This is a genomic window from Agrobacterium sp. MS2 (assembly GCF_003261015.1).
GTDB classification, from domain to species: Bacteria; Pseudomonadota; Alphaproteobacteria; order Rhizobiales; family Rhizobiaceae; genus Agrobacterium; species Agrobacterium pusense.
On sequence record NZ_QLNF01000026.1, the window covers coordinates 57,054 to 83,333 of the forward strand.

The 26,280-nt window shown below is 59.5% G+C and carries 30 protein-coding genes; 18 read left to right on the top strand and 12 right to left on the bottom strand.

Going from position 1 to position 26,280, the window contains the following annotated elements:
• Positions 1 to 31 precede the first annotated feature (31 nt).
• Positions 32 to 322, top strand: a complete 291-nt coding sequence (locus DOU54_RS11690) for an ArsR/SmtB family transcription factor (protein WP_004442911.1) — start codon at positions 32 to 34, stop codon at positions 320 to 322.
• Between the two features lie 123 nt (positions 323 to 445).
• Complete coding sequence (locus tag DOU54_RS11695) at positions 446 to 1,561, top strand: alkene reductase (RefSeq protein WP_022556662.1); 1,116 nt, start codon at positions 446 to 448, stop codon at positions 1,559 to 1,561.
• Positions 1,562 to 1,608: 47 nt separating this feature from the next.
• On the opposite strand, the gene DOU54_RS11700 is transcribed toward DOU54_RS11695, so the two are convergent.
• Together DOU54_RS11700 and DOU54_RS11705 are read right to left on the bottom strand one after the other, a co-directional pair.
• Entirely contained in the window at positions 1,609 to 1,998 is a 390-nt protein-coding gene (locus tag DOU54_RS11700) for a DUF6220 domain-containing protein (protein WP_113381211.1), read from the bottom strand.
• Positions 1,998 to 3,035, bottom strand: coding sequence for an NAD-dependent epimerase/dehydratase family protein (locus tag DOU54_RS11705; RefSeq protein ID WP_113381212.1), 1,038 nt, complete (start codon positions 3,033 to 3,035; stop codon positions 1,998 to 2,000). Before DOU54_RS11705 ends, DOU54_RS11700 begins: the two co-directional genes overlap by 1 nt.
• A gap of 89 nt (positions 3,036 to 3,124) precedes the next feature.
• Between DOU54_RS11705 and DOU54_RS11710 the strand changes: the two genes are divergently transcribed.
• Positions 3,125 to 4,069, top strand: coding sequence for a LysR family transcriptional regulator (locus tag DOU54_RS11710; protein WP_006699631.1), 945 nt, complete (start codon positions 3,125 to 3,127; stop codon positions 4,067 to 4,069).
• A gap of 102 nt (positions 4,070 to 4,171) precedes the next feature.
• Here the strand turns inward: DOU54_RS11710 and DOU54_RS11715 are convergent, their stop codons facing one another.
• On the bottom strand, positions 4,172 to 4,438 hold the full coding sequence (locus DOU54_RS11715) for a DUF2188 domain-containing protein (protein ID WP_004442919.1): 267 nt from the start codon (positions 4,436 to 4,438) through the stop codon (positions 4,172 to 4,174).
• 195 nt (positions 4,439 to 4,633) lie between these two features.
• Here DOU54_RS11715 and DOU54_RS11725 point away from each other — a divergent pair, with 195 nt between their 5' ends.
• Positions 4,634 to 5,740, top strand: coding sequence for a calcium:cation antiporter (locus tag DOU54_RS11725; protein ID WP_113381213.1), 1,107 nt, complete (start codon positions 4,634 to 4,636; stop codon positions 5,738 to 5,740).
• Positions 5,741 to 5,799: 59 nt separating this feature from the next.
• Here DOU54_RS11725 and DOU54_RS11730 read toward each other — a convergent pair whose 3' ends face one another.
• A complete protein-coding gene (locus DOU54_RS11730; RefSeq protein ID WP_004442922.1) occupies positions 5,800 to 7,002 on the bottom strand; it encodes a pyridoxal phosphate-dependent aminotransferase in 1,203 nt (400 codons plus the stop codon).
• Between the two features lie 212 nt (positions 7,003 to 7,214).
• Here DOU54_RS11730 and DOU54_RS11735 point away from each other — a divergent pair, with 212 nt between their 5' ends.
• The 4 genes from DOU54_RS11735 to DOU54_RS11750 all read left to right on the top strand — a co-directional run bounded on the left by DOU54_RS11735 (position 7,215) and on the right by DOU54_RS11750 (position 10,302).
• Positions 7,215 to 8,138, top strand: a complete 924-nt coding sequence (locus tag DOU54_RS11735) for an EAL domain-containing protein (protein WP_006699629.1) — start codon at positions 7,215 to 7,217, stop codon at positions 8,136 to 8,138.
• 136 nt (positions 8,139 to 8,274) lie between these two features.
• Positions 8,275 to 8,586, top strand: coding sequence for a hypothetical protein (locus DOU54_RS11740; protein ID WP_113381214.1), 312 nt, complete (start codon positions 8,275 to 8,277; stop codon positions 8,584 to 8,586).
• Positions 8,587 to 8,738: 152 nt separating this feature from the next.
• Positions 8,739 to 9,641 carry a DMT family transporter gene (locus tag DOU54_RS11745; RefSeq protein ID WP_113381215.1) on the top strand — a complete coding sequence of 301 codons (903 nt, stop codon included), beginning with the start codon at positions 8,739 to 8,741 and terminating at the stop codon, positions 9,639 to 9,641.
• Positions 9,642 to 10,086: 445 nt separating this feature from the next.
• Complete coding sequence (locus DOU54_RS11750; protein ID WP_003494703.1) at positions 10,087 to 10,302, top strand: cold-shock protein; 216 nt, start codon at positions 10,087 to 10,089, stop codon at positions 10,300 to 10,302.
• An 86-nt stretch (positions 10,303 to 10,388) separates the two neighbouring features.
• On the opposite strand, the gene DOU54_RS11755 is transcribed toward DOU54_RS11750, so the two are convergent.
• Positions 10,389 to 11,033 carry an MBL fold metallo-hydrolase gene (locus DOU54_RS11755; protein WP_037089803.1) on the bottom strand — a complete coding sequence of 215 codons (645 nt, stop codon included), beginning with the start codon at positions 11,031 to 11,033 and terminating at the stop codon, positions 10,389 to 10,391.
• Positions 11,034 to 11,262: 229 nt separating this feature from the next.
• Between DOU54_RS11755 and DOU54_RS11760 the strand changes: the two genes are divergently transcribed.
• The 4 genes from DOU54_RS11760 (at position 11,263) to DOU54_RS11780 (ending at position 14,732) form a co-directional block, all read left to right on the top strand.
• Positions 11,263 to 11,862: a DUF1236 domain-containing protein gene (locus tag DOU54_RS11760; protein ID WP_004442927.1), complete on the top strand. Its 600-nt coding sequence runs from the start codon at positions 11,263 to 11,265 to the stop codon at positions 11,860 to 11,862.
• A gap of 236 nt (positions 11,863 to 12,098) precedes the next feature.
• Positions 12,099 to 12,605, top strand: a complete 507-nt coding sequence (locus DOU54_RS11770; RefSeq protein WP_004442928.1) for a MarR family winged helix-turn-helix transcriptional regulator — start codon at positions 12,099 to 12,101, stop codon at positions 12,603 to 12,605.
• A 2-nt stretch (positions 12,606 to 12,607) separates the two neighbouring features.
• The gene (locus DOU54_RS11775) at positions 12,608 to 13,321 is read left to right on the top strand and encodes a response regulator (protein ID WP_006699625.1); all 714 of its coding nucleotides are present in this window, start codon (positions 12,608 to 12,610) and stop codon (positions 13,319 to 13,321) included.
• Positions 13,322 to 13,352: 31 nt separating this feature from the next.
• Complete coding sequence (locus tag DOU54_RS11780) at positions 13,353 to 14,732, top strand: ATP-binding protein (RefSeq protein ID WP_006699624.1); 1,380 nt, start codon at positions 13,353 to 13,355, stop codon at positions 14,730 to 14,732.
• A 14-nt stretch (positions 14,733 to 14,746) separates the two neighbouring features.
• Here the strand turns inward: DOU54_RS11780 and DOU54_RS11785 are convergent, their stop codons facing one another.
• The 4 genes from DOU54_RS11785 to DOU54_RS11800 all read right to left on the bottom strand — a co-directional run bounded on the left by DOU54_RS11785 (position 14,747) and on the right by DOU54_RS11800 (position 17,110).
• Complete coding sequence (locus tag DOU54_RS11785; protein ID WP_004442931.1) at positions 14,747 to 15,088, bottom strand: tRNA-binding protein; 342 nt, start codon at positions 15,086 to 15,088, stop codon at positions 14,747 to 14,749.
• 11 nt (positions 15,089 to 15,099) lie between these two features.
• Positions 15,100 to 15,918, bottom strand: coding sequence for a pyrroline-5-carboxylate reductase (proC, locus tag DOU54_RS11790; RefSeq protein ID WP_004442932.1), 819 nt, complete (start codon positions 15,916 to 15,918; stop codon positions 15,100 to 15,102).
• A gap of 1 nt (position 15,919) precedes the next feature.
• A complete protein-coding gene (locus tag DOU54_RS11795) occupies positions 15,920 to 16,420 on the bottom strand; it encodes a type III secretion system chaperone family protein (RefSeq protein ID WP_004442934.1) in 501 nt (166 codons plus the stop codon).
• A 426-nt stretch (positions 16,421 to 16,846) separates the two neighbouring features.
• Positions 16,847 to 17,110 (bottom strand): accessory factor UbiK family protein, encoded by a 264-nt coding sequence (locus tag DOU54_RS11800; RefSeq protein WP_004442935.1) that lies wholly within the window; start codon positions 17,108 to 17,110, stop codon positions 16,847 to 16,849.
• A gap of 308 nt (positions 17,111 to 17,418) precedes the next feature.
• Here DOU54_RS11800 and lgt point away from each other — a divergent pair, with 308 nt between their 5' ends.
• The 6 genes from lgt to DOU54_RS11830 all read left to right on the top strand — a co-directional run bounded on the left by lgt (position 17,419) and on the right by DOU54_RS11830 (position 23,424).
• Positions 17,419 to 18,231 carry a prolipoprotein diacylglyceryl transferase gene (gene lgt, locus DOU54_RS11805; RefSeq protein ID WP_162749609.1) on the top strand — a complete coding sequence of 271 codons (813 nt, stop codon included), beginning with the start codon at positions 17,419 to 17,421 and terminating at the stop codon, positions 18,229 to 18,231.
• A gap of 16 nt (positions 18,232 to 18,247) precedes the next feature.
• Positions 18,248 to 19,348 carry a class I SAM-dependent methyltransferase gene (locus tag DOU54_RS11810; protein WP_077987400.1) on the top strand — a complete coding sequence of 367 codons (1,101 nt, stop codon included), beginning with the start codon at positions 18,248 to 18,250 and terminating at the stop codon, positions 19,346 to 19,348.
• A 151-nt stretch (positions 19,349 to 19,499) separates the two neighbouring features.
• A complete protein-coding gene (gene pgeF, locus DOU54_RS11815; protein WP_004442938.1) occupies positions 19,500 to 20,294 on the top strand; it encodes a peptidoglycan editing factor PgeF in 795 nt (264 codons plus the stop codon).
• A gap of 1 nt (position 20,295) precedes the next feature.
• Positions 20,296 to 21,447 carry a M24 family metallopeptidase gene (locus tag DOU54_RS11820; protein ID WP_113381217.1) on the top strand — a complete coding sequence of 384 codons (1,152 nt, stop codon included), beginning with the start codon at positions 20,296 to 20,298 and terminating at the stop codon, positions 21,445 to 21,447.
• Between the two features lie 89 nt (positions 21,448 to 21,536).
• A complete protein-coding gene (locus DOU54_RS11825; protein WP_113381218.1) occupies positions 21,537 to 22,271 on the top strand; it encodes a hypothetical protein in 735 nt (244 codons plus the stop codon).
• A gap of 220 nt (positions 22,272 to 22,491) precedes the next feature.
• On the top strand, positions 22,492 to 23,424 hold the full coding sequence (locus tag DOU54_RS11830; protein WP_003522877.1) for a ribose-phosphate pyrophosphokinase: 933 nt from the start codon (positions 22,492 to 22,494) through the stop codon (positions 23,422 to 23,424).
• A gap of 229 nt (positions 23,425 to 23,653) precedes the next feature.
• Here DOU54_RS11830 and DOU54_RS11835 read toward each other — a convergent pair whose 3' ends face one another.
• From DOU54_RS11835 to DOU54_RS11845, 3 genes are read right to left on the bottom strand one after another with little or no spacing between them, the layout of a single operon-like run.
• Positions 23,654 to 24,502, bottom strand: a complete 849-nt coding sequence (locus tag DOU54_RS11835; RefSeq protein WP_113731331.1) for a phosphatase PAP2 family protein — start codon at positions 24,500 to 24,502, stop codon at positions 23,654 to 23,656.
• Positions 24,492 to 26,000, bottom strand: a complete 1,509-nt coding sequence (locus DOU54_RS11840) for an ArnT family glycosyltransferase (protein WP_162749596.1) — start codon at positions 25,998 to 26,000, stop codon at positions 24,492 to 24,494. The genes DOU54_RS11835 and DOU54_RS11840 overlap by 11 nt, the downstream gene beginning before the upstream one ends.
• Complete coding sequence (locus DOU54_RS11845; RefSeq protein ID WP_035209260.1) at positions 25,975 to 26,262, bottom strand: lipid-A-disaccharide synthase N-terminal domain-containing protein; 288 nt, start codon at positions 26,260 to 26,262, stop codon at positions 25,975 to 25,977. Before DOU54_RS11845 ends, DOU54_RS11840 begins: the two co-directional genes overlap by 26 nt.
• Positions 26,263 to 26,280: the final 18 nt, after the last annotated feature.

The window sequence follows — 26,280 nt, forward strand, 5'->3', positions numbered from 1 at the left end:
ATCGGGTATGTCAGATATTGAAGAAACCCCAATGAACCCGGAGGAAGTCCTCAAGGCCCTTTCGCACCCCGCACGGCTGAAATTTCTGGAATGGCTGAAGTCTCCGGAAAGTCACTTCTGTCAGGAGCATCCGCTCAGCATGGGTGTTTGCGCCAACCAGTTTCAGATCAGCGGCCTGTCGCAATCCACCGTCTCCTCGCATCTTGCGGTACTGCAGGCGGCGGGCCTGATAAGGTCGAAGAAGGTGGGGCAATGGGTGTTTTTTGAGCGCAACGAGGAAACCATCGATGCTTTCCGCAATTATCTGCAAACCAATCTCTGAGCCTCCCAAGCTTTGAGCCCCGGGGTGCCGGACGGGAACCGCGACACGGTTTCGCACCGGCACCCATATCAGGATAGCGCGCCTGCCGCGCAATTTCGCCAACCGACCAGAAAGTGAAGTCGCATGACCAGTCTTTTCGAACCGGCACAGGCCGGCGATATCGAGCTCGCCAACCGCATCGTCATGGCCCCTCTCACCCGCAATCGCTCCCCGGGCGCCATTCCCAACAATCTCAACGCCACCTATTACGAGCAGCGGGCGACAGCCGGCCTGATCGTCACTGAAGGCACGCCCATTTCCCAGCAGGGCCAGGGTTACGCCGATGTTCCCGGTCTTTATAAGCGGGAAGCGATTGAAGGCTGGAAAAAGATCACTGACGGCGTTCATTCGGCGGGCGGCAAGATCGTTGCCCAAATCTGGCACGTGGGCCGAATTTCCCACACCTCGTTGCAGCCGCATGGTGGCCAGCCGGTCGCCCCCTCGGCCATCACCGCCAAATCGAAGACCTATATCATCAATGATGACGGCACCGGTGCCTTTGCCGAAACCTCCGAGCCCCGTGCCCTCACCATCGACGATATCGGCCTCATCCTCGAGGATTACCGCAGTGGCGCGCGCGCGGCACTGGAGGCCGGTTTCGACGGCGTCGAAATCCATGCCGCCAATGGTTACCTGATCGAGCAGTTCCTGAAATCCAGCACCAACCAGCGCACGGATGATTACGGTGGCTCCATCGAAAACCGCGCTCGCTTCCTGCTGGAAGTCGTCGACGCGGTGGCGGAAGAGATCGGCGCCGGCCGCACCGGCATCCGCCTCTCGCCGGTTACCCCTGCCAACGATATTTTCGAGGCTGATCCGCAACCGCTCTATAATTACGTCGTCGAGCAGCTGGGCAAGCGCAATCTCGCCTTCATCCATGTCGTAGAAGGTGCGACGGGCGGTCCGCGCGATTTCAAGCAGGGCGACAAGCCTTTCGATTACGCGTCCTTCAAGGCGGCTTATCGTAATGCCGGCGGCAAGGGCCTGTGGATCGCCAACAATGGTTACGACAGGCAGAGCGCCATCGAAGCCGTGGAAAGTGGCAAGGTTGATGCCGTTGCTTTCGGCAAGGCCTTCATCGCCAATCCTGATCTGGTGCGCCGCCTGAAAAACGACGCGCCGCTGAACGAACCGAACCAGCCGACCTTCTATGGCGGCGGCGCCGAAGGTTACACCGACTATCCGGCCCTCGCCCAATAGTAATGAAAAAGACGCCGCATCGTTGAAAAGCGATGCGGCGTTTTCGTTCATTGCGCGCTTCTCGCCTGCCGGGCGGCAAAATCGGAAATGGCGCCCATCACGAAGGCATTGGGCAGATGCAGCGCCTGCAACAGGCCATTGCCCGTTTCCCGACCGATGCTCATCAGCGCCACCTGCAGACAATAGATAGCAAGCAGCACCAGCGAACGGCCAAGATTGGGCCGCAGGTCCTCGTATCGCAAAGCGAGGACCGCCAGCGACAGGATCGGAACGGCGATCAGAAGGCCGAGCCCCTTGTGCAGCGACAGCAGCGATCCATCGTAATAGATCGACAGCCCGGCCAGCAGCACCTGAGCGAAGATCAGCACGGGCACGCTTGCCGAAATCACGGCAAAGACGCGACGCCTGGTCGACATTCCGTTCGCAACCGCGCCCATCACGCCCTGCCTTCGGCGTCGGCCGGATGCGCAAGGTTCGACGGCCGCGGCCTCTCGTCAAGGCAACCGAGACCCGCCAAAGTGGTCGCCACCGCAATGTCGATAGGTGTCTTCGGCTCACTTCCAAGGAAATCTGTCAGCTTACGATTGCTCATCCTGATCGGCATCTGCCAGAGATATTGCATTTCCAGCACTTCGCGGAACAGCGGAACGAACGGCGCAACCATTTTGATGCCTGTCCAGGATAAACGTCGCCGCTTGACCGGATGGCCCACAACCCGCTCGATCGCTTCAATCAGTTGCAGCCCGTCGAAATCCCAGAAACCTTCCATGTGATAGACGGCAAAGGCCGGAAGCTCGTCTGCACGGTCGAGCAGTCGGCCAACGGTTTCCGCCACGTCAGGCAGATAAGCCCATTGGTGTCCTGCATGGCGGGCGGAAGGGTTCTGCACGCTGCGAACCGGCCTCCCGGGTCGCACCAGCATCTGCGAAAACCAGTTGTTTCTCGCATCTGGCCCAAAGAAGTCGCCCGCCCGGACGATCAGCACCGGCACGCCGCGCATTGAAGCCAGTTTAAGCCGCCGCTCCATCTCCACACGCAATGCGCCCTTGCGGATAAAGGGCTTTTGCGGGCTCTCCTCGCTCAGCAGCGGAAAGGCGTCAGAGCCGAAATTATAGATGGTCCCCGGGAAAACAATCCTCGCCCCACAGCTTTCAGCAGCCGCGATCGTGTTGTCCAGCATCGGCAATACCTGCTTCTCCCAATCGCGGTATCCGGGAGGATTAACCGCATGGACGATCAGCCGAACACCTTGTGCCGCCTTCAAGACGTCCTGTCCGCTCATGGCGTCACCCACCACGAACTCGACATCGCCAGTGATGTGGGAAGCCCCCTTCCGCCGCGTCATCGCCCTCACGCGCCATCCCCGTTGCTGCAGCATACGGGAGACCTGGCCGCCGACACCCCCATTCACGCCCAGAACCAGCGCCAGTGGCCGATCATTCTCTGCTGAATCTGCGTTGTTTTCATATATCATCGCCGTACTCCTTGTTCTGGGATGGAGTATCGTCGCGTTTCGCGATATACGAAATTATCGAAATCAGTGGATCGGCTATACAAAATTTTATGAGCAAGAACCGCGACGTCAGCTGGGATTTTTATCGCACCTTCCTTAGCGTGCTGAGCGACGGTTCGCTGTCCGCCGCCGCCCGCGAGCTTGGCATCACCCAGCCGACGGCGGGACGTCATATCGGCGCGCTGGAAGAGGCCGTCGGCTTTCCTCTGTTCATCCGCTCGCCGCACGGCTTAATGCCGACGGAAGCAGCCCTTGCGCTCCGCCCCTATGCGGAAAATCTGGCGGCGACAACCGCCGCCCTCATGCGCGCGGCCTCCGGCGAAGTCGGCAAGATCGAAGGCACGGTGCGCATCAGCGCATCTGACATCATCGGCGTCGAAATGCTGCCGCCGATTATCACGGCCATGCAGGAGGTTCACCCGCGGCTTGAAATCGAGCTGTCATTATCAGATACGCTGGAAGACCTTCTAAGACGCGAGGCGGATATTGCCATTCGCATGACCGAGCCGCTGCAGGACGCGATCGTCATGCGTTACATCGGCAATTTCCGTCTTGGATTTCATGCGACGCGCGACTATCTGGCAAAAGCCGGAACACCAAAGAGCATGGAAGACCTGAACCACCACCGGATGGTCGGTTTTGATCGCAAGACGCCGTTCATCCGGGCGGCCATCCAGCGGATGCGTTCGCTCGATCCTGACATCCCCGATGTTGAGGAAATTTCCTTCGAAATACGCGCCGACAGCAACCTTGCACAACTTGCCATGATCCGCGCCAGCGCGGGCATCGGCGTCTGTCAGATTGGCTTGGCCCGCAAGGACCCGCGACTGGTTCAGGTTCTGCCGAACATCGATATCCCGCTCCATACCTGGGTCGCGATGCACGAAAACCTCAAGACCTCACCGCGATGCCGCGCCGTCTTCAGCGCCCTGGTCGAAGGCCTCAAGGGTCATCTCAAGGAAACCGATCCGGGCGCGCCACCGAAACGGCGCTAAGGCAGTGCCGCGTCGATACGAGGCAGCCCGCGATCCCCAACTGGAAGGGACCGGCGGATCGGAAAAGCGATCCTGGTTTGCTTAAAATCCACGGATCGCCCGTCAGAATGGTTCGGCCTGCTGCGTTGTCTTGTCCACCACCTCGGCTTCCGGGCGGTCGCCGCCCTGGCTGTATTCTTCATGCCAGTGGCCGCTCTCATCCTGATAGCTGATTTCCTCGTCATCGCCACCCACCTGCTGTTCGGCAGCGACGATGCGCGCAGCCTCGACGGCATCCGCATAGGTAGGAAATGTTTCGGAATAAGCGCCGTTCATGCGGTAGGCAAAGCCTCCGTCATGTTCGACGATTTCATACACCACTTTGGTCATGCATGTTCCTCCTGTTTCGGTAGGCGACATGGCAACCACAACCGCGCTTCAAGCATTGCACCCGATGGGGACACCGCGGCATGAGCAGCATGTCCTGCGACATCACTATCCTACCAAAAGCACTCAAGCGCAAATCCTGCTTGATCTGAGGGACGATACGTCACAGCCTAAGCCGATCCGGGGGAAGGGAAATCAATGGCGGGTTCTATTCTGAAACAGGAGCGTATGCTGCTTCTGGCGATACCGGCGGCAATCGTCGCCTATCTGGCCGAACATGCAATCTTCGAAGCGGGAAAGACGGCGACGATCATCGCTGCCGTCGTGCTGATCGGGCTCATTGTTCTCGTCTCGATGCGGGTTGCCCATCACGCCGAAATCCTGGCCGCCAAGGTGGGCGACCCCTATGGCACCATGATCCTGACGCTGTCGGCCGTTGCGGTGGAAGTGCTGATCCTTGCCATCATCATGAGCGAATCCAGTTCACCCACGCTGGTGCGGGATACGATCTATTCCGCCGTGATGATCGACATCAACGGCATTCTTGGTCTCGCCGCGCTTCTTGGAGGCCTTCGCCACGGAGAACAGCCGTATAACGATGATTCCGGCAAGACCTATGGCGTGATGATCCTGACAGCCATGGGCATATCGATGATAGTGCCTGAGTTCATTCCTGAACAGAGCTGGCACATCTACTCGGTGTTCACAATCGTGGCGATGGTTGCGCTTTATGCGCTGTTCCTCAAAATGCAGGTGGGCCCGCACAGCTATTTTTTCAGCTACACTTACCCTCGAAAGCCACATTCGGCCGGCCAGCCAGCAGGCAGCCATGCGGAAGAGGACGATGAAGGCAACGTACCACTCTCCATCGGCCTCATCATCGCCGGCGTGGTTCTGATCGGCGTACTGGCGGAATTCATGTCCGCCTTCCTGGGCGAAAGTCTTGAAGGCACCAGCGCACCGCCAGCGCTGATGGCCGTGGTGGTGGCGACGATCTCGGCATCGCCGGAAATCCTCACCGCGCTCAGGTCCGCCCTGCGCAACCGTATGCAGGCCGTGGTCAATATCGCCATGGGCGCATCGCTTTCGACGGTCATCCTGACCGTGCCCGTGATGGAGGGTATCGCGCTCTATACCGGCCAGCCCTTCATCATGGCGATGACGCCCGTTCAGACCGTCATGGTCTTCATCACCCTCATCGCCGCCGCCATCAACCTCAATGACGGTGAAACCAACGCGATTGAAGGAATGACGCATTTCATTCTCTTCGCCACCTTCATCATGCTGCTGTTCCTGGGGCTCTGACCGAAACGAAAAAAGCCCGGCATCGCTGCCGGGCTTCTTCAATCGAGGTTACAAACCGATTAGCGGCAATCGGCGCAGAAGCGCTGGATGCGCTTGCAGGCCTCTTCCAGCAACTCTTCCGAGGTGGCATAGGAAATGCGGAAGTTCGGGCCGAGACCGAAGGCCGAGCCCTGCACAACGGCAACGCCTTCGGCTTCAAGAAGCTCGGAGACGAAATCCGTATCCGTCTCGATGACCTTGCCCGACGGCGCGGTCTTGCCGATCAGGCCGGCGCAGGACGGGTAAACGTAGAACGCACCTTCCGGAGCCGGGCAGCTGATGCCCTTGGCCTGGTTGAGCATGGAGACGACCAGGTCACGGCGGCCTTCGAAGATTTTCTTGTTCGCCGGAATGAAATCCTGCGTGCCGTTCAAGGCTTCGACCGCGGCCCATTGTGCGATGGAGCTCGCGCCCGAGGTCTGCTGGCCCTGGATCATGTCCATGGCCTTGATGAGCGGCAGCGGGCCGGCAGCGTAACCGATACGCCAGCCGGTCATGGCATAGGCCTTGGAAACGCCGTTCATCGTCAGCGTGCGGTCATAGAGCGAAGGCTCTACTTCCACCGGCGTGACGAATTTAAAGTCGCCATAGGTCAGGTGCTCATACATGTCATCCGTAAGGATCCATACATGCGGGTGCTTGACGAGCACATCGGTCAGCGCCTTCAACTCGTCGTGCGAATAGGCCGCGCCCGACGGGTTGGACGGCGAGTTGAACACGAACCACTTGGTCTTCGGCGTGATCGCCTTTTCCAGCGCTTCCGGCTTCAGCTTGAAATTGTCTTCCAGCGTCGCGTCGACGAATACCGGCGTGCCGCCGCAGATCGAGACCATCTCGGGATAGCTGACCCAGTACGGCGCCGGGATAACGACTTCATCACCGGGGTTCAGCGTCGCCATGAAAGCGTTGAACAGGATCTGCTTGCCGCCGGTGCCGACAATCGTCTGCTCCGGCTTGTAGTCGAGGCCGTTTTCACGCTTGAACTTGTCGGCAATAGCCTTGCGCAGTTCCGGAATGCCGGAAACAGGCGTGTATTTCGTTTCACCGCGTTTAATCGCGTCAATGGCCGCTTCCTTGATATTGTCGGGCGTATCGAAATCCGGCTCGCCGGCGCCAAGGCTAATCACATCGCGGCCCTGCGCTTTAAGCTCGCGGGCTTTCTGGCTAACGGCGATGGTGGCGGATGGCTTTACGCGGGAGAGAATGTCGGCAAGGAAGGCCATTTTTAATCGGTCCTATTGGGGTTGACATCGCAGAGCTTGGAAATCTCGTCTGCTGCGGCAATTTCTATGTCGAAAGACGGGCCTAGTTTCAAGGCCAAAAGCCAGCCTATCCGCCGTGGGGTACAATTTAAGCCTTCCTTAACCCGGAAGTAACGCTTATTGAGCTACATTCGCGAGCCTAGGGGTCGTGTCTCTCTATAGCTGGTTGAAAAATGGCGCCCAAAAGCATCTTTTCCAGTCTTGTCCGCGAGGCCGATGGCACATGGTCCACCGCCTATAACAGCTTCAACCTCAAGTCCGCCCTGCAGCCCATATTCCGTCGCACATCAGGCGGCCCGCTGGACATCGATTCCTTCGAAGGTCTCGTGCGACCCCACCGCAACGGTGAACCGGTAACACCAGGTGAATTTTTCTCGCTGGTGGCACCCGAAGACATCGAAAATATCGACAGCATCCTGCGGACCATCCACATTCTCAACACCGGCAGGCTCAGCCGCTCCCGCGCGCGCATCTTCGTCAATTTCCATCCCGGCCTGTTCCAGACGCCAGCCAAGATGCGGCAGGAAGTGGAGCGCATGCGTCTCGCAGCCCACGAGGCCGGCATGACGGCAGACCGTATCGTCTGCGAAATCTCCGAGAAGAAGGCCTCCGACACCCAGATGGTCGCAGATTTCGCCTACCACATGCACGATATCGGCTTTCGCGTGGCGCTCGATGACTACGGCGCCGGCGATACCGCCATCGAACGGGTAAAGCTCATCAAGCCGGACTATGTGAAATTCGAAGCGGGCTGGGTGCGCGACTTCATGCAGAATTCTGCGGGCGCCGCTCTCCTGCGCGTCATTGTCAGCCAGTTTCGGGAGGATGGGATAGAGCCGGTTTTCGAGGGGTTGGAAACCGGTTGGCAGGTGGAGCAATGTGAAGAACTCGGCGTTTTCCTGATGCAGGGCTACATTCTGGCAAAACCGGAACTTGCGCCCACCAGTTTCGACGCGCGCTTTCCCGAGCTGGGCAGCGCATATTTTTCCCCTGCCGCACGAATGGAGAAAGGCTCCGCGGCTTTTTTCCGTGAGGAGCGCACCTCTGACGCGCATCCCCTGCGCCAGACCCGGACATTCGGAAAACGCGGCCTCTGACGCCAATTCGGGTTCAAAAACGCTCGCGCCACAATATTGCCGCAATAAATGCCGCGGAACGCCAGAATTCGGTCTCCAAGCCGTCCATTTCGAAGCCTCTTTTGTCCTTTAAGAACAGGGACAAGAGGCGACAGCCATGTTTACCAACGACCGCACTTCCGTTGAAAGGTTAAGGGCACAGAGAACGCTGTTTTCCCTCTGGATGGCGGTCGCGGCTTTTCTTGTCATCATCACCATGGCAGCCGGCATCGCGACATCGGCCAATGCGGCTGCGCAAGCGGTGGACACCCTGCATACCTCCGCCATACCGCAGGTGGCTGCGACGACGAAGGCAGGTCCACATATCCTGCTCATCGTCCTCTCGGCCGCGGCGTTCGTCGGCCTCGGCCTTGGCGGCCTGATGCTTACCCGGCGCAGCCTGAAGGACGAGGCCCGCCGTTATAAATAACGGCCCTCCCCTCGACTTGCGGCATCGGCATGTTGCTGCTAAAGCACCCGGGAAACAGTCGTCCGACACAGCTGGATGACACCTCACAAAATCCCCTGTTTGCCCGGCCGTGACGTCAATGATCTCCCGGCCCCGCGTTGCTGGTGCCAATAATGACGCGAATTCAGGCCAATATGCTGCTTCTGCTCGCCGCAGCAATCTGGGGAGGCGGCTTTGTCGCACAATCCTCAGCCATGGCCTCGATTGGCCCTTTCTGGTTCGTCGGTTTGCGTTTCGCCATCGCCGCCATCGCCGTGCTGCCCTTCGCGCTCATGGAAACCCGGTCCCTGAAATCACCGCCCCGCCCGCGTCAGATCGGCAGCTTCATTCTCGTCGGTCTTGCGCTGTTCGGCGGCGCCACCACCCAGCAGGTCGGGCTGCTGACCACGACGGTCACCAATTCCAGCTTCCTGACCGGGCTCTATGTCATCTTCGTGCCCGTGATTGCCGTTCTGCTTTACCGCCGTCACCCCCACTGGGTCGTCTGGCCCTGCGCGCTGATGATGCTCGGTGGTATATTCCTCCTTTCCGGCGGCGCCTTCGAGACGCTGACGAAAGGGGATATTCTCAGCATCATCTGCGCTTTCTTCTGGGCGATCCAGATTACGCTCGCAGGGCGCTTCGTCTCCGAAAGCGGCCGGCCGCTTGCGCTCTCCTGCACACAATTCGCGGTTTGCTCCCTTCTTAGTTGCATGATCGGCGTTGTGTCCGAACCGATCAGCATGGTCGCCATCGAGGCGTCGATGGTAGAAATTCTCTATGTCGGCCTCGTTTCTTCCGGCCTTGCCTTTGTGCTTCAGGTGATTGCCCAGCGCTACACAACAGCGCCGCAGGCCGCGATTTTCCTGTCGTCGGAGGCGCTCTTCGGCGCCCAGCTGGCCTCGATTTTCCTCAAGGAAACCATTTCCGGTGCCGGCTATGTCGGCTGCCTGATCATTTTCATCGCCATCCTGATCGTGGAATTGGTACCGGAACTGACGCGCAAACGGCAAAAAACCGCGACAGAAGCGGCGTGACGCGAAAAGAACTGTTTTTTCTGTTTTCTCGGGAAATCGCGGTCACGCGTCCAAATTTTTGCCGGGAAAGCTCAGACCGACCGGCAATTATTTCATCAACTATCACTTATGCGAAAAAAATGTGCGGTTCCCACGCGTAACTCTACCGCAGGTTTTTTATCTGACAAAAAGCCCGTAAAAACTTTTGCTTGCCAATTTTCGATAAACGCAGCAATCTACTGCGGTTCGGGCAATTTGCGAGCATGGGAAGGCCTATAAATTTGCGCACTGGGGACGCTATAAACCTCGGGCGGTGGGACGAAAAACGTTGGATGAGAACGCCATTACTTCCCGCTGCGAAGGTCCATTTTCTCAATAGTCAAAAACTGCCTGCCAACGCCCACGCGGGGCAAAACTGTAATGCTGCCTGTAGCTGAACGCGGGCAGAGCGAAAAGGACCTGATGCATGGCCGAAACTGGCACCGTAAAATTCTTCAATACAGACAAAGGCTTCGGCTTCATCAAGCCAGACAATGGTGGCGCTGATATCTTTGTTCACATCTCTGCCGTACAGGCTTCCGGCCTGTCCGGACTTTCAGAAAATCAGAAAGTGAGCTTCGACACGGAACCGGATCGTCGCGGCAAAGGGCCGAAGGCAGTCAATCTGCAGATTGCTGGCTGACCCTAAAACGGCTTTCTTTTCTAGTTGAAGCCCGGCAGGAATGCCGGGTTTTTTTGTGCGCGCCGCAGGCCGCAGTCGGCCGGCGCTCACAGTCCCTTGAGATAGGGGTTGGTCAGCCGCTCCTCACCCAGCCGTCCGCCCGGGCCGTGGCCGCAGATGAAACCGACATCGTCGCCAAGCGGCAGCAGCTTATCGCGAATGGACGCCATCAGCTGCTCGTGGTTTCCACCCGGCAGATCCGTGCGCCCCACCGACCCGGCAAACAGCACGTCGCCGACATGGGCGAAGTTCTGGTCGCGGTTATAATAGATTACGTGCCCGGGCGCGTGCCCCGGGCAATGATAGACCTCGAAGACGTGACCGCCAAAGGAGACCTTGTCACCCTCCTTCAGCCATGAATCCGGCACGACGTTCTTCAGACCGCTGATGCCGTATTTCTGCGCCTGCACCTCAATTCTCTCCAGCAGGGGCCGGTCATCTTCATGCGGCCCGATCACCGGCAGGGAGAGTTTTTCGCGCAACTCATCCGCACCACCGGCATGGTCGAGATGGCCGTGCGTCAACCATATTTCCTTGAGCGTGATGCCGTTTTCAGCAACTACCTGAAGAATGACGTCCACATCCCCGCCAGGATCGACGACGACGCCTTCCTTGGTGTCCTGATCAAACAGGACGGTACAATTCTGCTCAAATGGCGTGACCGGAATAATCCCGGCCTGCAACTTTCCCATATCCCGTGTCTCCTGTCTGAAAGATCCGCCATCCTATAGCCCGCTACCGGTTGCGGCACAATGGCGACAGGTTGCCTTGTTCTCAGCGGCGAATTCACGAAGAAAATCCCTATTCCATACAGTTAGATAACACGAAGAGGCGGCTTGATGAGACATGATCTTCCCGAAAAATGTGGAACGCCCTGGGGATTGCGACGTTGTAGCACCAGTCTTGAAAGGAGTGAGACACATGGACAAGACGCTTAAAATGCTGATCGCTGGTGGCGCCTTCGCCTTGATGGCGGGCTATGCAAATGCCGCCATGGTCGCAACAACCGCCTCGGATATTTCTGTCCGGTCTGGCCCCGGTGACGACTATCCGGAAGTCGGCCTCGCCACGCGTGGCAGCAACGCCGTGCTGGACGGCTGCATGGAAGGCAGCAGCTGGTGTCGCATCGAGGTGAACGGTCTGCGCGGCTGGGCCCATGCCGATTACCTGAACGTGATGTATGAAGGTTCGCCCGTCATTCTCAAGGAACGCCGCACGGAACTCAGCGTGCCGGTCGTGACCTACGAAAAAACTTCGAGTGTTCAGGCTGAACCGAACCCCGGCGATCCGAATCTGGGCCGCGTCGGCGAAGTCGATCCGCCTCAGTCGGTCATCACCTATATTGACGAGCACCCTGCCGATACCATCACCTATGACGGTGACATTGCCGTTGGCAGCGTCCTGCCGGCCGATACCCGTCTGGTTGAAGTTCCAGATTATCAGTATCGGTATGTGCGGGTGAACGATGTACCTGTACTCGTAGAACCCTCGACACGTCGTATCGTCTACGTCTACCAGTAAGACGGCCATGACCACAGTAATGCTGAGAGCGCGGAGTTTCCGCGCTCTTTTGTATTTGCGGTAAAGGTCGCTCAGGATTCCAGTTGCACCGGCACCCTCGCCATATTATCCACCGCAACAGAAAATGATCGCGGCATTCTCCCGAGCGGACGCATTTTCGGCTATGTTTACAGAATATTGGCGCATCGACGCCTGCAACATATGATCAGACAGCCGCAGAATATGAAGGAACCGCAGTGCCACCGCAATCGCTCAAAACCGCCGCCGCCAGACAGACACCGGCACTGCCGAAGGTTGACGACGGCAAGATTGACTTCGACACGATCGAAGCACTGTTTTTCGCCTATCGCGATTTCGTCTCCGATCCCGACGTCATCCTGTCGAAACTTGATTATGGGCGCGCGCATCACCGGGTGGTCTATTTTGTCAGCCGGCAGCCGGGCATGACCGTGGCGGATCTGCTCGATACGCTGCAGATAACCAAACAGAGCCTCGCCCGAGTGTTGAAACAATTGATCGACGACGGTTACATCCGCCAGATGGCAGGTCCTGAAGACCGCCGCCAGCGCCGGCTCTATCCGACGCTGACAGGCCGCGAACTGGCGTTGGCGCTCAGCGAACCACAATCACGCCGCATCGACCGCGCGCTGGAAGGGCTCGGTCCCGATGCGCGCGCCTGCGTGCGCAAATTTCTGGCGCAGATGCGCAGCCCGGCGACGATGACCAGCGTGGAGGATGAGTGACGATGGCGCAAGCTCCGGCAAAACGTCCACCGGCGGACGACGATGCGGCTCATCTCCTGATCGTCGACGATGACGCCCGCATCCGCGATCTCCTGCAGCGTTTTCTTGGCGACAAGGGATATCGCATCTCCGTTGCGGCCGATGCAGCAGAAGCTCGCCGCAAGATGGTGGGCATCCGTTTCGATCTGCTGATCCTCGACGTGATGATGCCCGGAGAGAACGGGCTTTCGCTGACCCGTTCGCTGAACGAAGACAAATCCGTGCCGGTCATTCTTCTGACCGCCCGCTCGGAAGCGGATTCACGTATTGCCGGGCTGGAAGCGGGAGCGGACGATTATCTCGCCAAGCCTTTTGATCCGCGCGAACTGGTCCTGCGCATCAACAATATTCTGCGGCGCAACACCTCCCCGGACACGCCCAAGATCGAACAGATCATGTTCGGCCCCTACAGCTTCTCCATTCCCAGGAGGGAACTGCGGCGCGGTCCTGAAACGATCCGCCTGACAGATCGCGAACAGGAGATCATGCTGCTTTTTGCGCTACGCGCCGGCGATACCATTCCACGGCACGAGCTGGTGGAAGCGGAGTCGGAAGTGGGCGAAAGAACGATCGACGTGCAGATCAACCGTCTTCGCCGCAAGATCGAGGACGACCCTGCCAACCCGGTCTATCTGCAAACGGTGCGTGGCATCGGTTACCGCCTCAGCGTGGACTGACGAGCACCCAACGAAGGGCGAACGCACGACCATGGCGAGCCTCGATTTTCTCGACACGTTTAAAAAAAGCGCCGTCGCAAAGACCTGGCGCTCCCTCGGCAGATGGCTGCGACACTGGCTGCCCACTGGGCTTTACACCCGTTCGCTCCTCATCATCATCCTGCCGATGATCCTGCTGCAGGCCGTGGTCGCGGCCGTCTTCATGGAGCGCCACTGGCAGCTGGTGACCGAACGCCTTTCGGCAGCGGTGACCCGGGATATCGCCGCGATCATCGAACTTCTACAGACAGACCCCGAAGAGGATGACTATCAGCGGGTCATCCGTATCGCCCGCGACAAGCTGGGTCTCAGCGTCTATATCGAGCCCAAGACGGATCTGCCGGCGCCACGGCCGGAGCCGCTGTTCTCGATTCTCGATACCATCCTCGCAAACCAGCTCAGCCAACAGATCGGCAGGCCCTTCTGGATCGATACCTATGGCAACGGCTCACTGGTGGAAATCCGTGTCCAGCTCGATGACAAGACGCTCCGCGTCTTCACCAGCAGAAGCGCGGCCTATGCCTCCAACACCCACATCTTCCTTGTCTGGATGGTTGGCGCATCGCTGGTGCTCATTGCCATTTCGATCCTCTTCCTGCGCGGCCAGATCAAGCCGATAGAAGCGCTTGCCAAGGCGGCGGAGAATTTCGGCAAGGGCCAGAAGGTCAGCGCCTATTCTCCCCGCGGCGCGGATGAAGTACGCCGGGCGGGCCTTGCCTTCATCCTGATGCGGGAGCGCATTGAACGGCAGATGGAGCAGCGCACCGCCATGCTGAACGGTGTCAGCCACGACCTGCGCACCATCCTCACCCGGTTCAAGCTGCAGCTGGCGCTCGCCGGCGACAATCCGGATCTCGAGGGCCTCGACAAGGATGTGGAAGACATGCAGTCGATGCTGGAAGCCTATCTGACCTTTGCCCGTACCGATGTGGAAGAGGATGTCGGCACGCTGGAGCTTCCTGCACTTCTCGAAAAAATCGGCCATGATTTCGAACTGCACGGCAAGAAATTCAGCTACGAACTCTATAATATCGAGAGGATCATCGCGCGGCCGAACGCACTTTCACGGCTCGTCGCCAATCTCGCCGAAAATGCCCGGCGTTACGCCAGCAACCTCCACGTCGATATCCGCAAGGCGCCACGCTCCATTATCATGACCTTTGACGATGACGGTCCGGGCATTCCGGAGAATTCACGCGAGGATGTATTCAAGCCGTTTTTCCGACTGGACGAGGCGCGCAACCTCAATGCCTCGGGCACGGGTCTTGGCCTTTCCATCGTCCGCGACATCGCCCGCAGCCATGGCGGCGACGTGTCGCTGGATAAAAGCCCGATGGGCGGATTGAGGGTTATCGTCAAAATCCCGGCTTGACGGCAGGCCGCCAATCAGCACATTTTCTCGCCGTTAGGAACCGGCCTTTCAACCGCAGCGAGTACGATATCTCCATTGGCGTCGGCAAAGCCAAGCGTCAGGACCTCGGAGCGGAACGGCCCGATCTGGCGCGGCGGAAAATTCACCACGCCCAGAACCTGCCGGCCGATAAGGCTTTCCGGCGTATAGTGCACAGTGATCTGCGCCGAGGACTTCTTGATGCCGATCTCCGGCCCGAAATCGATCTTCACCTTGATTGCCGGTTTGCGCGCCTCGGGAAAAGGCTCGGCTTCAACGATCGTACCGACGCGGATATCCACCTTCTCGAAATCGGCATAGGAAATTTCGCCGCTCATCGCCCGCCTCCTCAGCCCGCCAGTTCTTCTGCGCGGGTCTTGGCAGCGGCGACCGCCCTGTCGAACAGGGGCTGCATGCCGTCTTCGGCCATCAGCACGGAAAGTGCCGCGGCCGTGGTGCCGCCCGGCGAAGTCACATTCTGGCGCAGGCGCGCCGCCTCGTCGGAGGACTGGTGCAGAAGCTCGCCGGCGCCAGCCACGGTTTCACGCGCCAGACGCATGGCCACATCCGCCGGCAGACCGGCCTTACGGCCGGCTTCAGCCATGCATTCCACGAGATAAAAGACATAGGCTGGCCCGCTGCCCGAAACCGCGGTCACGGCATCGATATCGCTTTCGGCATCCACCCATTCGACCGGACCGCTGACCTTCAGCAATCCGTCCACCACGGCTTTAAGCTCGGGCGTCACAAGTTCATTTGCATATGCGCCGGTAACACCACGGCCCACCATCGCTGGCGTATTGGGCATGGCGCGTACCGCGGCAATCGCACCGAAATGCGAAACGAAGGTGGCAATGGTGGTGCCGGCCGCGATGGAGACGACGACCGTTTCCGGGCCCAGCAGGGGCTTCAGCGAAGGCAGCACTGCTTCCATCATCTGCGGTTTCACTGCCACGAAAAGAATGCCAGCCTTGACGCCTTCAGGCGCGCTTTCGCTATGGGCCGCACCCGCTTCCGTAATCGTTGTGCGCATGGCGTCGGAGGGCCGCGGGTCAACGACAATGACCTGCGATCCCGGCACGCCCTTTTTCAGCCAGCCAGACAGCATGGCGCCGCCCATATTGCCGGCGCCCACGAGGACGAGCGGCCCGGAAGCCTTGTACACCATGTTACGCTTCTCCAACGGTCTCGAACATGACCGCTTCGATTGCACTTTTCGCATCCAGACCCGACCAGACGACGAACTGGAATGCCTGATAATATTGCTCGCAGGCCTCCAGCGCGCTGGAGAGCAGCACTTCTACTTGCTGGTTGTTCGGCTCGGCACCGCCTGACAGAAGCAGCGACTGGCGGAAGATCACGACATCTTCCTGCCGCCACAGATCGAAATGCCCCATCAGCACCTGACCGTTGACCTGCGACAGCAGGCAAATGACTTCGTTGACACGGTGATCGGGCACCTTGATGTCGAAGGCGCAGGCAAGATGCAGCGCTTCGAAATCTTCCATCCACGCAAATGAAACGTGATAATCGGCCCAGTGGCCCGCCACAGTCATGGCGATCTCGTCCTCGCCCGAACGCTCGAACGACCAGTCATTCGAGGCAGCGACAATCTCGATCATATCGACGGGATTGGACTGACGCTCAATTTCAAATTCTATCAGACTCATGCGGCACCTTCTCAGCCGGTCGGAATGTCGTGTTTTGAACGCCGGGCACAAAACGCACATACAAACCGGGATAAACATTTGAGACGATTGCCCGACACCACCAGAATAACGCATTCACCCTGCCTGGAGCTTACCGGTCTTTTCGAATCATCATTTAAAATCAGTGTATAATGGCCGAGTCCCGCTGCCACCCCTCGCTCGCCATTTTTGCTTTTTGAGCAGTGGATATCTTCTCCCCCATCACCTCAGGCGAGAGTCTTAAGCGACTCTGCCGATTGTGTTTTTTGGAAGTGTCCACAGGCCCAAAAAATTCGCGTCTGAGCACGACTTTCGGCAACCGGAGATCAAGTCGACCAGAGAGAGCCGAAAAACAAAAAGCCCCGGAATCGCCTGCGATCCGGGGCTTCTGAGAAAAGTGATGAAGAATCAGTCCTTCGTGGCCGAAAGCTTTGCTTCGAGAGCCTCGATCCGGGCGCGCAGGGCGTCATTTTCATCCCGCGCCTGGATAGCCATCTCCCGCACGACGTCGAATTCCTCGCGCCGGACGACATCCAGACTGTTCAGCCAGCGATCGGCCTGTGCGTGGAACGCAGCCTCGGCTTCCTTGCGCACGCCCTGGGCCGCCCCGGCCGCATCCGTCATCAGCTTGGCGAATTCATCGAGAAAACGATTGGTGCCTGTCGTGCTCATGGCGCTCATCCTTCGTCGGTTCAGGGGCATCATCTTGCCCGCTGTTGATAGCATTCAGGTAGGCACTCCACCGTCGCCTTGCAAGCGAAATCGAAAAATCCCAAGAGCTTGCGTCACCTTTGGTATGTTGAGCCATAGCTTAAAGAATCACCTTGACCGCCGCCACCGCAATCGCCATTTTCCTTGGCGTCAAAGAACCGGTGAGCATCATCGCCCGGTCCTTTGAGACAATGGATGATCCGTTGTCCGCCCAGCAACGATGACGGAATATATACGGATTGATAGCCGCTCCCACTTCACTCGCCATCATGCCCTTCCCGAACATCGACCCGATAGCGTTGTCCATCGGTCCTCTGGCGATCCACTGGTACGGCATCGCCTATGTTGCGGGGATCATGCTCGGCTGGCTTTACGCCCGCCGCCTCGCCCGCACGGATCGGCTGTGGCCTAACGATGTGTCGCCAATCTCGGCGCAGCACCTCGATGATTTCATTCTCTGGGCAGCCGGCGGCATCGTGCTCGGCGGACGCATCGGCTACATCCTGTTCTACGATCTCGCTGCGGTCGCCGCCAATCCCATCAGAGCCATCGAAATATGGAATGGCGGCATGTCGTTCCATGGCGGCCTGATCGGCACGACGATCGCCATGATTCTTTTCGCCCGCAAGAACGGCATTCCTGTCTGGAGCATGTTCGATATAGTCGCGGCCGTAGCGCCCATCGGGCTGCTCTTCGGGCGCGTTGCCAATTTCATCAATGGCGAATTGTGGGGCCGCATTGCCGATGTGCCATGGGCCGTCGTCTTTCCCACAGGCGGCCCTTTCGCGCGCCATCCGAGCCAGCTTTATGAGGCTGGCCTCGAAGGCCTCGTGTTGGCCATCGTTCTGGCCATCGCCATTTACGCCTTCAAGGCTCTGAAGCGGCCCGGCACCGTCACTGGCATCTTCGTCTGCGGTTATGCGCTGTCACGCATCTTCGTGGAATTCTTTCGCGAACCGGACGCGCAGATCGGTTATCTCGCCGGCAACTGGCTGACCATGGGCATGGTTCTGTCCACTCCAATGTTCCTTCTGGGCCTCTGGGCCGTCCTGCGCGCGCGCCGCGCGGCAAAAGTCGCCTAAAGCGGTATGGCCAGCCATGACCACACCGCTCGCGCAACGCATCAAATCACTTATCCGGCTCAACGGTCCGCTTAGCGTAACCGACTTCTTTTCACTTTGCCTCGCCGATCCGGAACATGGCTATTACAAGAGCCGCGAGCCCTTCGGCCGTTCGGGTGATTTCATCACTGCCCCGGAGGTGAGCCAGCTTTTCGGTGAAATGCTTGGTGTTTTCGTGGTTCATGCCTGGCAGAGGCACGGTGCACCCGCTGAAACCCGGCTGGTGGAAATCGGCCCCGGCCGCGGCACCATGATGGCGGACATGCTGCGCGTCATTCGCCGCATCGCGCCGCCGCTCTATGAGACGATGCGGGTGCATCTGGTGGAAACCAGCCCCCGCCTTTCCGCCATCCAGAAGGAAACGCTGGCCGAACATGCGGGTCGACTGGCATGGCATGACAGTTTCGACGATGTGCCTGAAGGTTTCCTGCTGCTTGTCGCCAACGAACTTTTCGACGCCATTCCGATCCGGCAATTCGTCAGGACGCCGCAGGGTTTCCGCGAACGCGTAGTCAGCCTCGATGCCAATGGCGACCTCGTCTTCTCCACCGGTCTTGCCAGCATAGACCCGGCGCTGCTTCCGCCGCAGCCCGAACGGCAGCCGCTTGGCACGATATTCGAGATTTCGCCCGCCCGGGAAGCGGTGATGACCGCAATCTGCCAGCGCCTGTCTGCCCATGGCGGCACCGCGCTCGCCATTGATTACGGCCATCTGGTTGCCGGCTATGGCGACACGCTGCAGGCCATGCGCAACCATGCCTTCGATCCGCCGCTCGCCCATCCAGGCGAAGCCGATCTGACCAGCCATGTCGATTTCGAAAGTCTTGTAAAAACGGCCGAGGCGACCGGTGTTCACGTTAACGGCACGCTGCGACAGGGCGATTTCCTCTACGGCCTCGGCCTCAAGGAACGGGCCGGGGCGCTCGCCGCCAAGGCAACCGCGGACCAGACCCTCGCCATCGCCGAAGCCGTCAACCGCCTCGCCGGCGAAGGCGCCGGCAAGATGGGGGAACTTTTCAAAGTCATCGCCGTTTCCAGTCCCGCGCTCCATCTTCTGCCGTTTCGTGCGGTGGATTGACAGCGTAATAACCTCTGGGCCAACATCGTCGCGACACACGAAGCAGGCACACTGCATCACACACGCCGCGCAACGCCGCGGCAACAGGAAACATCTCGCTTGACCCTACTCCATTGGGCTACAGCGAAATTCTCCAAGGAACTCCCGCACCATGCAGAACGTAACGCTGCCGCTCCCCATCCAGAGTCCCCTCCTCGCCGCCTTCGATAAAAATCGCATCCGCCATGGCTTTTTCACCCGGCAGGGCGGCGTTTCCGATGGTCTTTATCAAGGCCTCAATGTCGGGCTCGGATCTGATGACGAGCCGGAACGGGTGCAGGAAAACCGCCGCCGCGTAACCCAATGGTTCGGCCTTGCCCCAGACCGCCTCGCCACGGTCCATCAGGTCCACTCTCCCGAGGTCGTCGTGGTTGACGGAACCTATGACGGCAGCCGTCCGCAGGCAGATGCGATGGTGACAGCGACACCGGGTTTCGTCCTCGGCGTGTTGAGCGCCGATTGCGGCCCCATCCTGTTCGCCGATGCGGAAGCGGGCGTCGTGGGTGCCGCCCATGCCGGCTGGAAGGGTGCTTTGTTCGGCGTGCTGGAAAACACGATCGAGGCGATGACGAAGCTCGGGGCCAGCCGCGATCGTATTGCTGCCTCGCTCGGCCCCTCCATCAGCCAGGACAATTATGAGGTCGGGCCGGAATATGTCGCGCGTTTCACCGATATCGAGCCCGCTTACGCGGATTATTTCTCCAGGGCGGAGAAAGAGGGCCACGCCTTGTTCGATCTCAAGCAGTTCACCATCGACCGCCTGACCAAAGCCGGTGTGAAGGCGGAAAATCTTGGTCTCTGCACCTACCCGGACGAAGAACGCTTCTATTCCTACCGCCGCACCACCCACCGCGCCGAACCCGATTACGGCCGGCAGATTTCCGCAATCGCAATTCTGGAGGACTAAGATGGCCCTGCATTTCGAGCTTTCGGAATTCGATGCCCGCCGCGAGCGGCTGCTGGCGAAAATGGCCGAGGAGAAGCTGGATGCGCTGCTGCTTTTCGCCCAGGAAAGCATGTACTGGCTGACCGGCTACGATACTTTCGGCTACTGCTTCTTCCAGACGCTGGTGGTGAAATCGGACGGCTCCATGACGCTGCTGACACGCTCGGCCGATCTGCGTCAGGCCCGCAATACTTCGATCATCGAGAACGTCCTCCTCTGGGTCGATCGACCCAATGCCGACCCGACGCTCGATCTCAAAAACCTGCTGAGCGATCTCGACCTTCTGGGCGCAAAGATCGGCGTGGAATATGACACCCACGGCATGACCGGCCGTGTCGCCCGCCTGCTGGATAACCAGCTTGCGAGCTTCGGCCAGATGGTCGATGCGTCGTATCTCGTCAGCACCCTCAGGCTCGTCAAAAGTCCCGCCGAAATCGCCTATGCCCGCAAGGCTGGCCAGCTGGCCGATGAGGCTCTCGATGCAGCATTGCCGCTCATCAAGCCCGGCGCGGACGAAGCCGCCATTCTTGCGTCAATGCAGGGTGCGGTGCTCGCGGGCGGCGGCGACTACCCCGCCAATGAATTCATCATCGGCTCAGGCGCGGATGCGCTTCTCTGCCGCTACAAGGCAGGCCGTCGTGTCCTCGACAGCAAGGATCAGTTGACACTGGAATGGGCCGGCGTCAGCGCCCATTACCATGCCGCCATGATGCGCACGGTGGTGATCGGCGAACAGGATTTCCGGCAGAAGGAGCTTTACAGCGCCTGCCTGCAAAACCTGACCGCCATCGAGGAGGTGCTGCGGCCGGGCAATACCTTTGGCGATGTCTTCGATGTGCATGCCCGCGTCATGGACGAGCGCGGCCTCACCCGCCATCGGCTGAACTCCTGCGGTTATTCGCTGGGCGCGCGCTTCTCCCCGTCCTGGATGGAGCATCAGATGTTCCACTCCGGCAATCCGCAGGAGATCACCGCTGACATGACGCTCTTTGTGCATATGATCGTGATGGATTCCGATTCCGGCACGGCCATGACGCTCGGCCAGACATATCTGACCACGGACGGCGCGCCGGAGCCACTGTCGCGTCACAGCCTCGATCTTCTCACAGCTTAAATCGCCCCCGGGTTTGACACAGCGGGAAAACCGCCCTTACATTGCGCCACCTTGGGCAAGAAGGAGCGGAACATGAGAGGGAAAATCGCATGAGCCGGTTGGGGGTTGCCCTCATCGTTCCGGCTTTGGCACTGATCCTGTCCGGCTGCAACACCACGGAAGCGCTGACGCCACAGGTGGATGTCGGCCACAATGCATCACAGTCGACGCCGGTAACACAGGGTGATCTCGACCAGATGGCGGCAGCCGCCGACCGCGCACCCGCAGGCGGGCCGGCAATCGCATCGTCAGTCCCTGCCTATGCACCCCAGAACTCTCTGCAGGCACAGGCACAGGCGCTGTCCAATGGCAGCCAGTACGGGGAACCGCTCCGTCAGAACCAGGCCGCGGCCGCGGCCCCCGCCGTCACGCAACAACCGCCATCACAGCAGACGGCTTCCCTTGCACCTGCCACCGCCGCGAATTCCATCCGCTTCCTGCCCATCATCGGCGCACCGGTTCAGGCGGTGACACCGCTATCCCGCCAACTGGGGGCCGAAGCGCGGGCCAAGGGGCTGACAATCCGCGCATCCAACGACAATTCCGCCGAAAATATTCTGAAGGGATATTTTTCCGCCTTTGCCGATGGCGGCAAGGTCAATGTCGTATACGTGTGGGACATTCTCGACGCCAATGGCGTGCGGCTGCACCGCCTGCAGGGGCAGGAGGCAGTGACCGCGCGAGGCAGTGATCCATGGGCGGCCGTGACCGACAAAGTCATGCAGGACATCGCTGCAAAAACACTCAACGACTACACGTCATGGAAGCAGTCTCAAAGCGGATGAGGTGAAACGACGGGAGAAGTCACAGAGATTTCACGAAAATCATTGCGAAAGCGCGGAGTCCTCTTGCAATCGGAAGCAACAGCGCTATTAAGGCGCGCATGGCAACAAGGCGTATCCGGCAAAGGCTTTTCAGCCGGATGTTCCTCCCCTTGAACGACGCTTGGTTACGGCGGATTGAGCCCCGTGGCGCAAGGCGATGGCATGGAAACAGGCGGCCGCAATGAAGGTTTTCGCAGGCAATTCGAACCGGCACCTTGCCGAAGCGATCTGCAAGTATCTTAATGTTCCTCTCGGAAATGCCACTGTAAAGCGGTTTGCTGACCAGGAAATATTCGTAGAAATCAGCGAGAACGTGCGCGGCGAGGACGTCTTTATCGTCCAGTCCACCTCCTTCCCGGCAAATGATCATCTGATGGAACTGCTCATCATGATCGATGCCATGCGCCGCTCCTCGGCCAAACGAATTACCGCGGTGCTTCCCTATTTCGGTTACGCCCGCCAGGACCGCAAAGCCGGCCCCCGCACTCCGATTTCCGCCAAGCTCGTTGCCAATCTCATTACCGAAGCCGGCGCCGACCGCGTTCTCACCCTCGATCTTCATGCCGGACAGATCCAGGGCTTTTTCGATATCCCCACCGACAATCTCTTTGCAGCACCGATTCTCGCCCGCGACGTGAAGGATCACTACGACACCAACAATGTCATGGTCGTTTCGCCTGACGTCGGTGGTGTGGTTCGCGCCCGTGCGCTGGCAAAGCGCCTCGACTGTCTTCTGGCCATCGTCGACAAGCGCCGTGACCGTCCCGGCGAATCTGAAGTCATGAACGTCATCGGCGATGTCTCCGGCAAGGACTGCATCCTCATCGACGACATCGTCGATTCCGGCGGCACGCTCTGCAACGCCGCTGAAGCCCTGCTGAAAAAGGGCGCGACCAGCGTTACTGCCTATATCACCCATGGCGTACTGTCCGGCGGCGCGGTGGCTCGCGTGGCCTCTTCCAAGCTGCGCGAACTCGTCATCACCGACAGCATCCAGCCGACCACCGGTGTCCAGTCCGCGCATAATATCCGCGTGGTGAGCACCGCCGGCCTGCTCGGCGAAGCAATCAACCGGACCGCGCAGGAACAGTCGGTTTCCGGCCTGTTCGACTGAATAAATTCAGCAATCACGCTGAGGGTTGCCTACGTCTGCCGGTTTTTCCGGCATGCGCTTGAGCCAAAGTGGGCGCATATTCACTCAACGTAATCCTCGGCCTTGTGCCGAGGAGCTAACCACGTCGATAAAATCAAGGCGCGCGGGCAATAGGGACAACCCCGAGGATAAGTCGGAACTGTCTTGCCGCTCGCTCCCACCCCAGCGATGCTGCACCTCGAACTCCCAACTAAGACGACGCCGCACCCGTGTCCGGGGGCCGTTGGAGACGGGTGGCCGCAGCCCTGATTTTCGGCCACCAGCCCCGAACGCGGGTAAGTATGGCGTGGCGGCCATTGCGCCAAAGGCTGATCGTATCGGCTGAGATGGCAGCACCGCTGAAGAGGTGACGGTGGTGGCTTATCGCCAGCACCCGGTACAGAAACAGTGTCGTCAGGGCCGAAAACAGGATGGACATCACCACATCGCTGAGGAAATGCCCGCCGGCCGCGATGCGAAGACCGGACATGAGAATGATTGCCCCGGCGGCAAGGGCACCAACTACCCATCGCCCATAGGGCCGCAGGCGCGGCCAGACAAGCACACAGAGGGGCAGGAAAAAACTCGCGATCAGCGCGGTTTCACCCGAAGAAAACGAACAGTTCGAATAGCATTGCGTGCTGAACTGAAAAGGTGGCGTGAAAAGCTGCTGCCCGCCAAATTCGGTAACGCTGAACGGACGCGCGCGACCGATCATGGCCTTCAGCACGCCGTTGACCAGCAGCCCGGCACAGAGGATCACGGGACCACAAAGGAACGCCCAGACTCGCCAGCCGGTTCGCTGCGAAGTGCCGAGCCGGAGATTGCCGACAAGGACCAGGAAAGTCAGAAGCGCGGCGAGCTCGACACCTTCCCGCAACGTGTCGCGCAGCCATTCGGGAAACGGCTCCCGGCCAGGCCATGGCTGGCCCACCGGCGAGAAAAACAAGGCGGAAAAGCGCAGATCTATAGAGGGGAAGGTCGCAAACAGGATCACCAGCGCAAGCGCTGCGAACGTAACCCAGATGGTGATCCGCATATGCGAGAGATCATTGTCCATTGACGCTCTCCGGGATGCACTGTGGTGGCAGGCGCCACAGCCCGATTTCCCTGCCCTCGACAAAGCCCGGGCCGGCGGTCCAGTGCGCCACCGGCGCCTCGCCTGCAAGACACGCCGGCAAGCCATCGGCACTTGCCAGAAACAGCGGATTTTTCGCTTCGCCCGGCTTCAATGGATAAAGAAGGGCATAATGGCTGGACGGCACGCCGGTTTCCGGAAGCGCACGCGTCAACATCTGTTTCTCGTCCCGCAACTGGTAAAAGAGCTCGGCCAATATCGAACGATCATTGGCGACGATAGCGTCAGCACCTGCTTCACGCGCCCGCGACAGGCCGGTCGATACCAGCTCGGAGCTTCCAAGATAACGTGCCATCGCCAGTTTACCGTTCGGCAGGCGCAGGCCCGTTCCCACTATCGTCATCAGCGGCAGCGCGATTGCGACGATGCCGCCGAGGACCAGTGTGGATACGATGAGCCAACGTCGCGATGCCAGGATCGGCACCGCCAGCAGTACGCCTGCCGCATAAGCTCCCACCGCCCAATTGGCGAGTGCCCGCGACATGAGGCCCTGTGCCGTGATCAAAAGCACGATCGGTACAGAAAGAGCGACGAGCGCCCGTGCTTCACCGGTTTTTGCGCGGATTGTCGCAACAATCATGCCGACGAAGACGTATGGCCCAACCACACCTGCCTGGGAAAAGAAGAATTCAAGCGCGGAGCCGATCTTGAGTTGGACACCGTGCCAGTTGGCATTGTCGGCGGTGTGGCGTGCCGTCATGAAATCATGGGCCGCATTCCACCACAGATTGGGCGCGATGACGGCAACGCAGACGAGCGCAGCAATGACCGCGTCACGCAGCCGGATCCGCCATGCTTCGCAAAGCCAGCTGGCGGCGATGAAGCACGGCAGAAAATAGATCATCGCATATTTCGACATCAGCCCGAAGCCGAAACAGAGACCCAGAGCGATGCTCCAACCCAACGCCGCCCTGCCCTCGCTGCGGGCGAGCGCAAGCTTGCGCACGGATATCATCGACAGCACGATGAACAGCATCATCGGCGTATCGGTCGAGATCAGCAGGCTGCCGAGCGTCACGGCTGGCAAGGTCAGATAGATCACTGCCGCAAGCGAGGCCAGCCTGACATCATAGATCATGCGGCCGAGCACAAAAATGGCCGCCGCCGCAACGCCATGCACGACGGGTGCGGCGAGCCGCACCTGAAACGTGCCCTCCCCGCCGCCCAGAATGGTGGCCGCGCGAATAAGCCAGCCGATGAGCGGTGGCTTGGAATAGGCGCCGAGCGCCATTTCGCGACCCCACAGCCAGTATTGCGCCTCATCGACAAAAAGGTCGGTGCGGTTGAAGGCGAGCCCGAGGACGCGCAGGGCAGTTACGAGGACAATCGCCGAAAACGCGAATGTCAGCCATTGGCGCTCAGCGCCTGCCCGCGCATAAGGCAGGGTCGCCGCCTCATGCATGCTGGCGGCGTTCTGCATGGATCAACCAGAGATTTCGAGCATAGATAAAGAGGCCGGATGCCTGCCCGAGAACAAAGACCGGATCGCGCCGCCACAGTGCATAGGAGAGCAGCACCACACCGCCAAGAATCGAAAAATACCAGAATGCCACCGGCATGACCGACCGGTTGGCCCGTTCCGATGAAATCCATTGAACCAGAAAACGCATGGTGAACAGCATCTGGCCCATGAAACCGGTCAAGACCCATACGAATTCTTCCCAGCTGTTCACATGCAGCATGGACCATAAAGCCGGTAC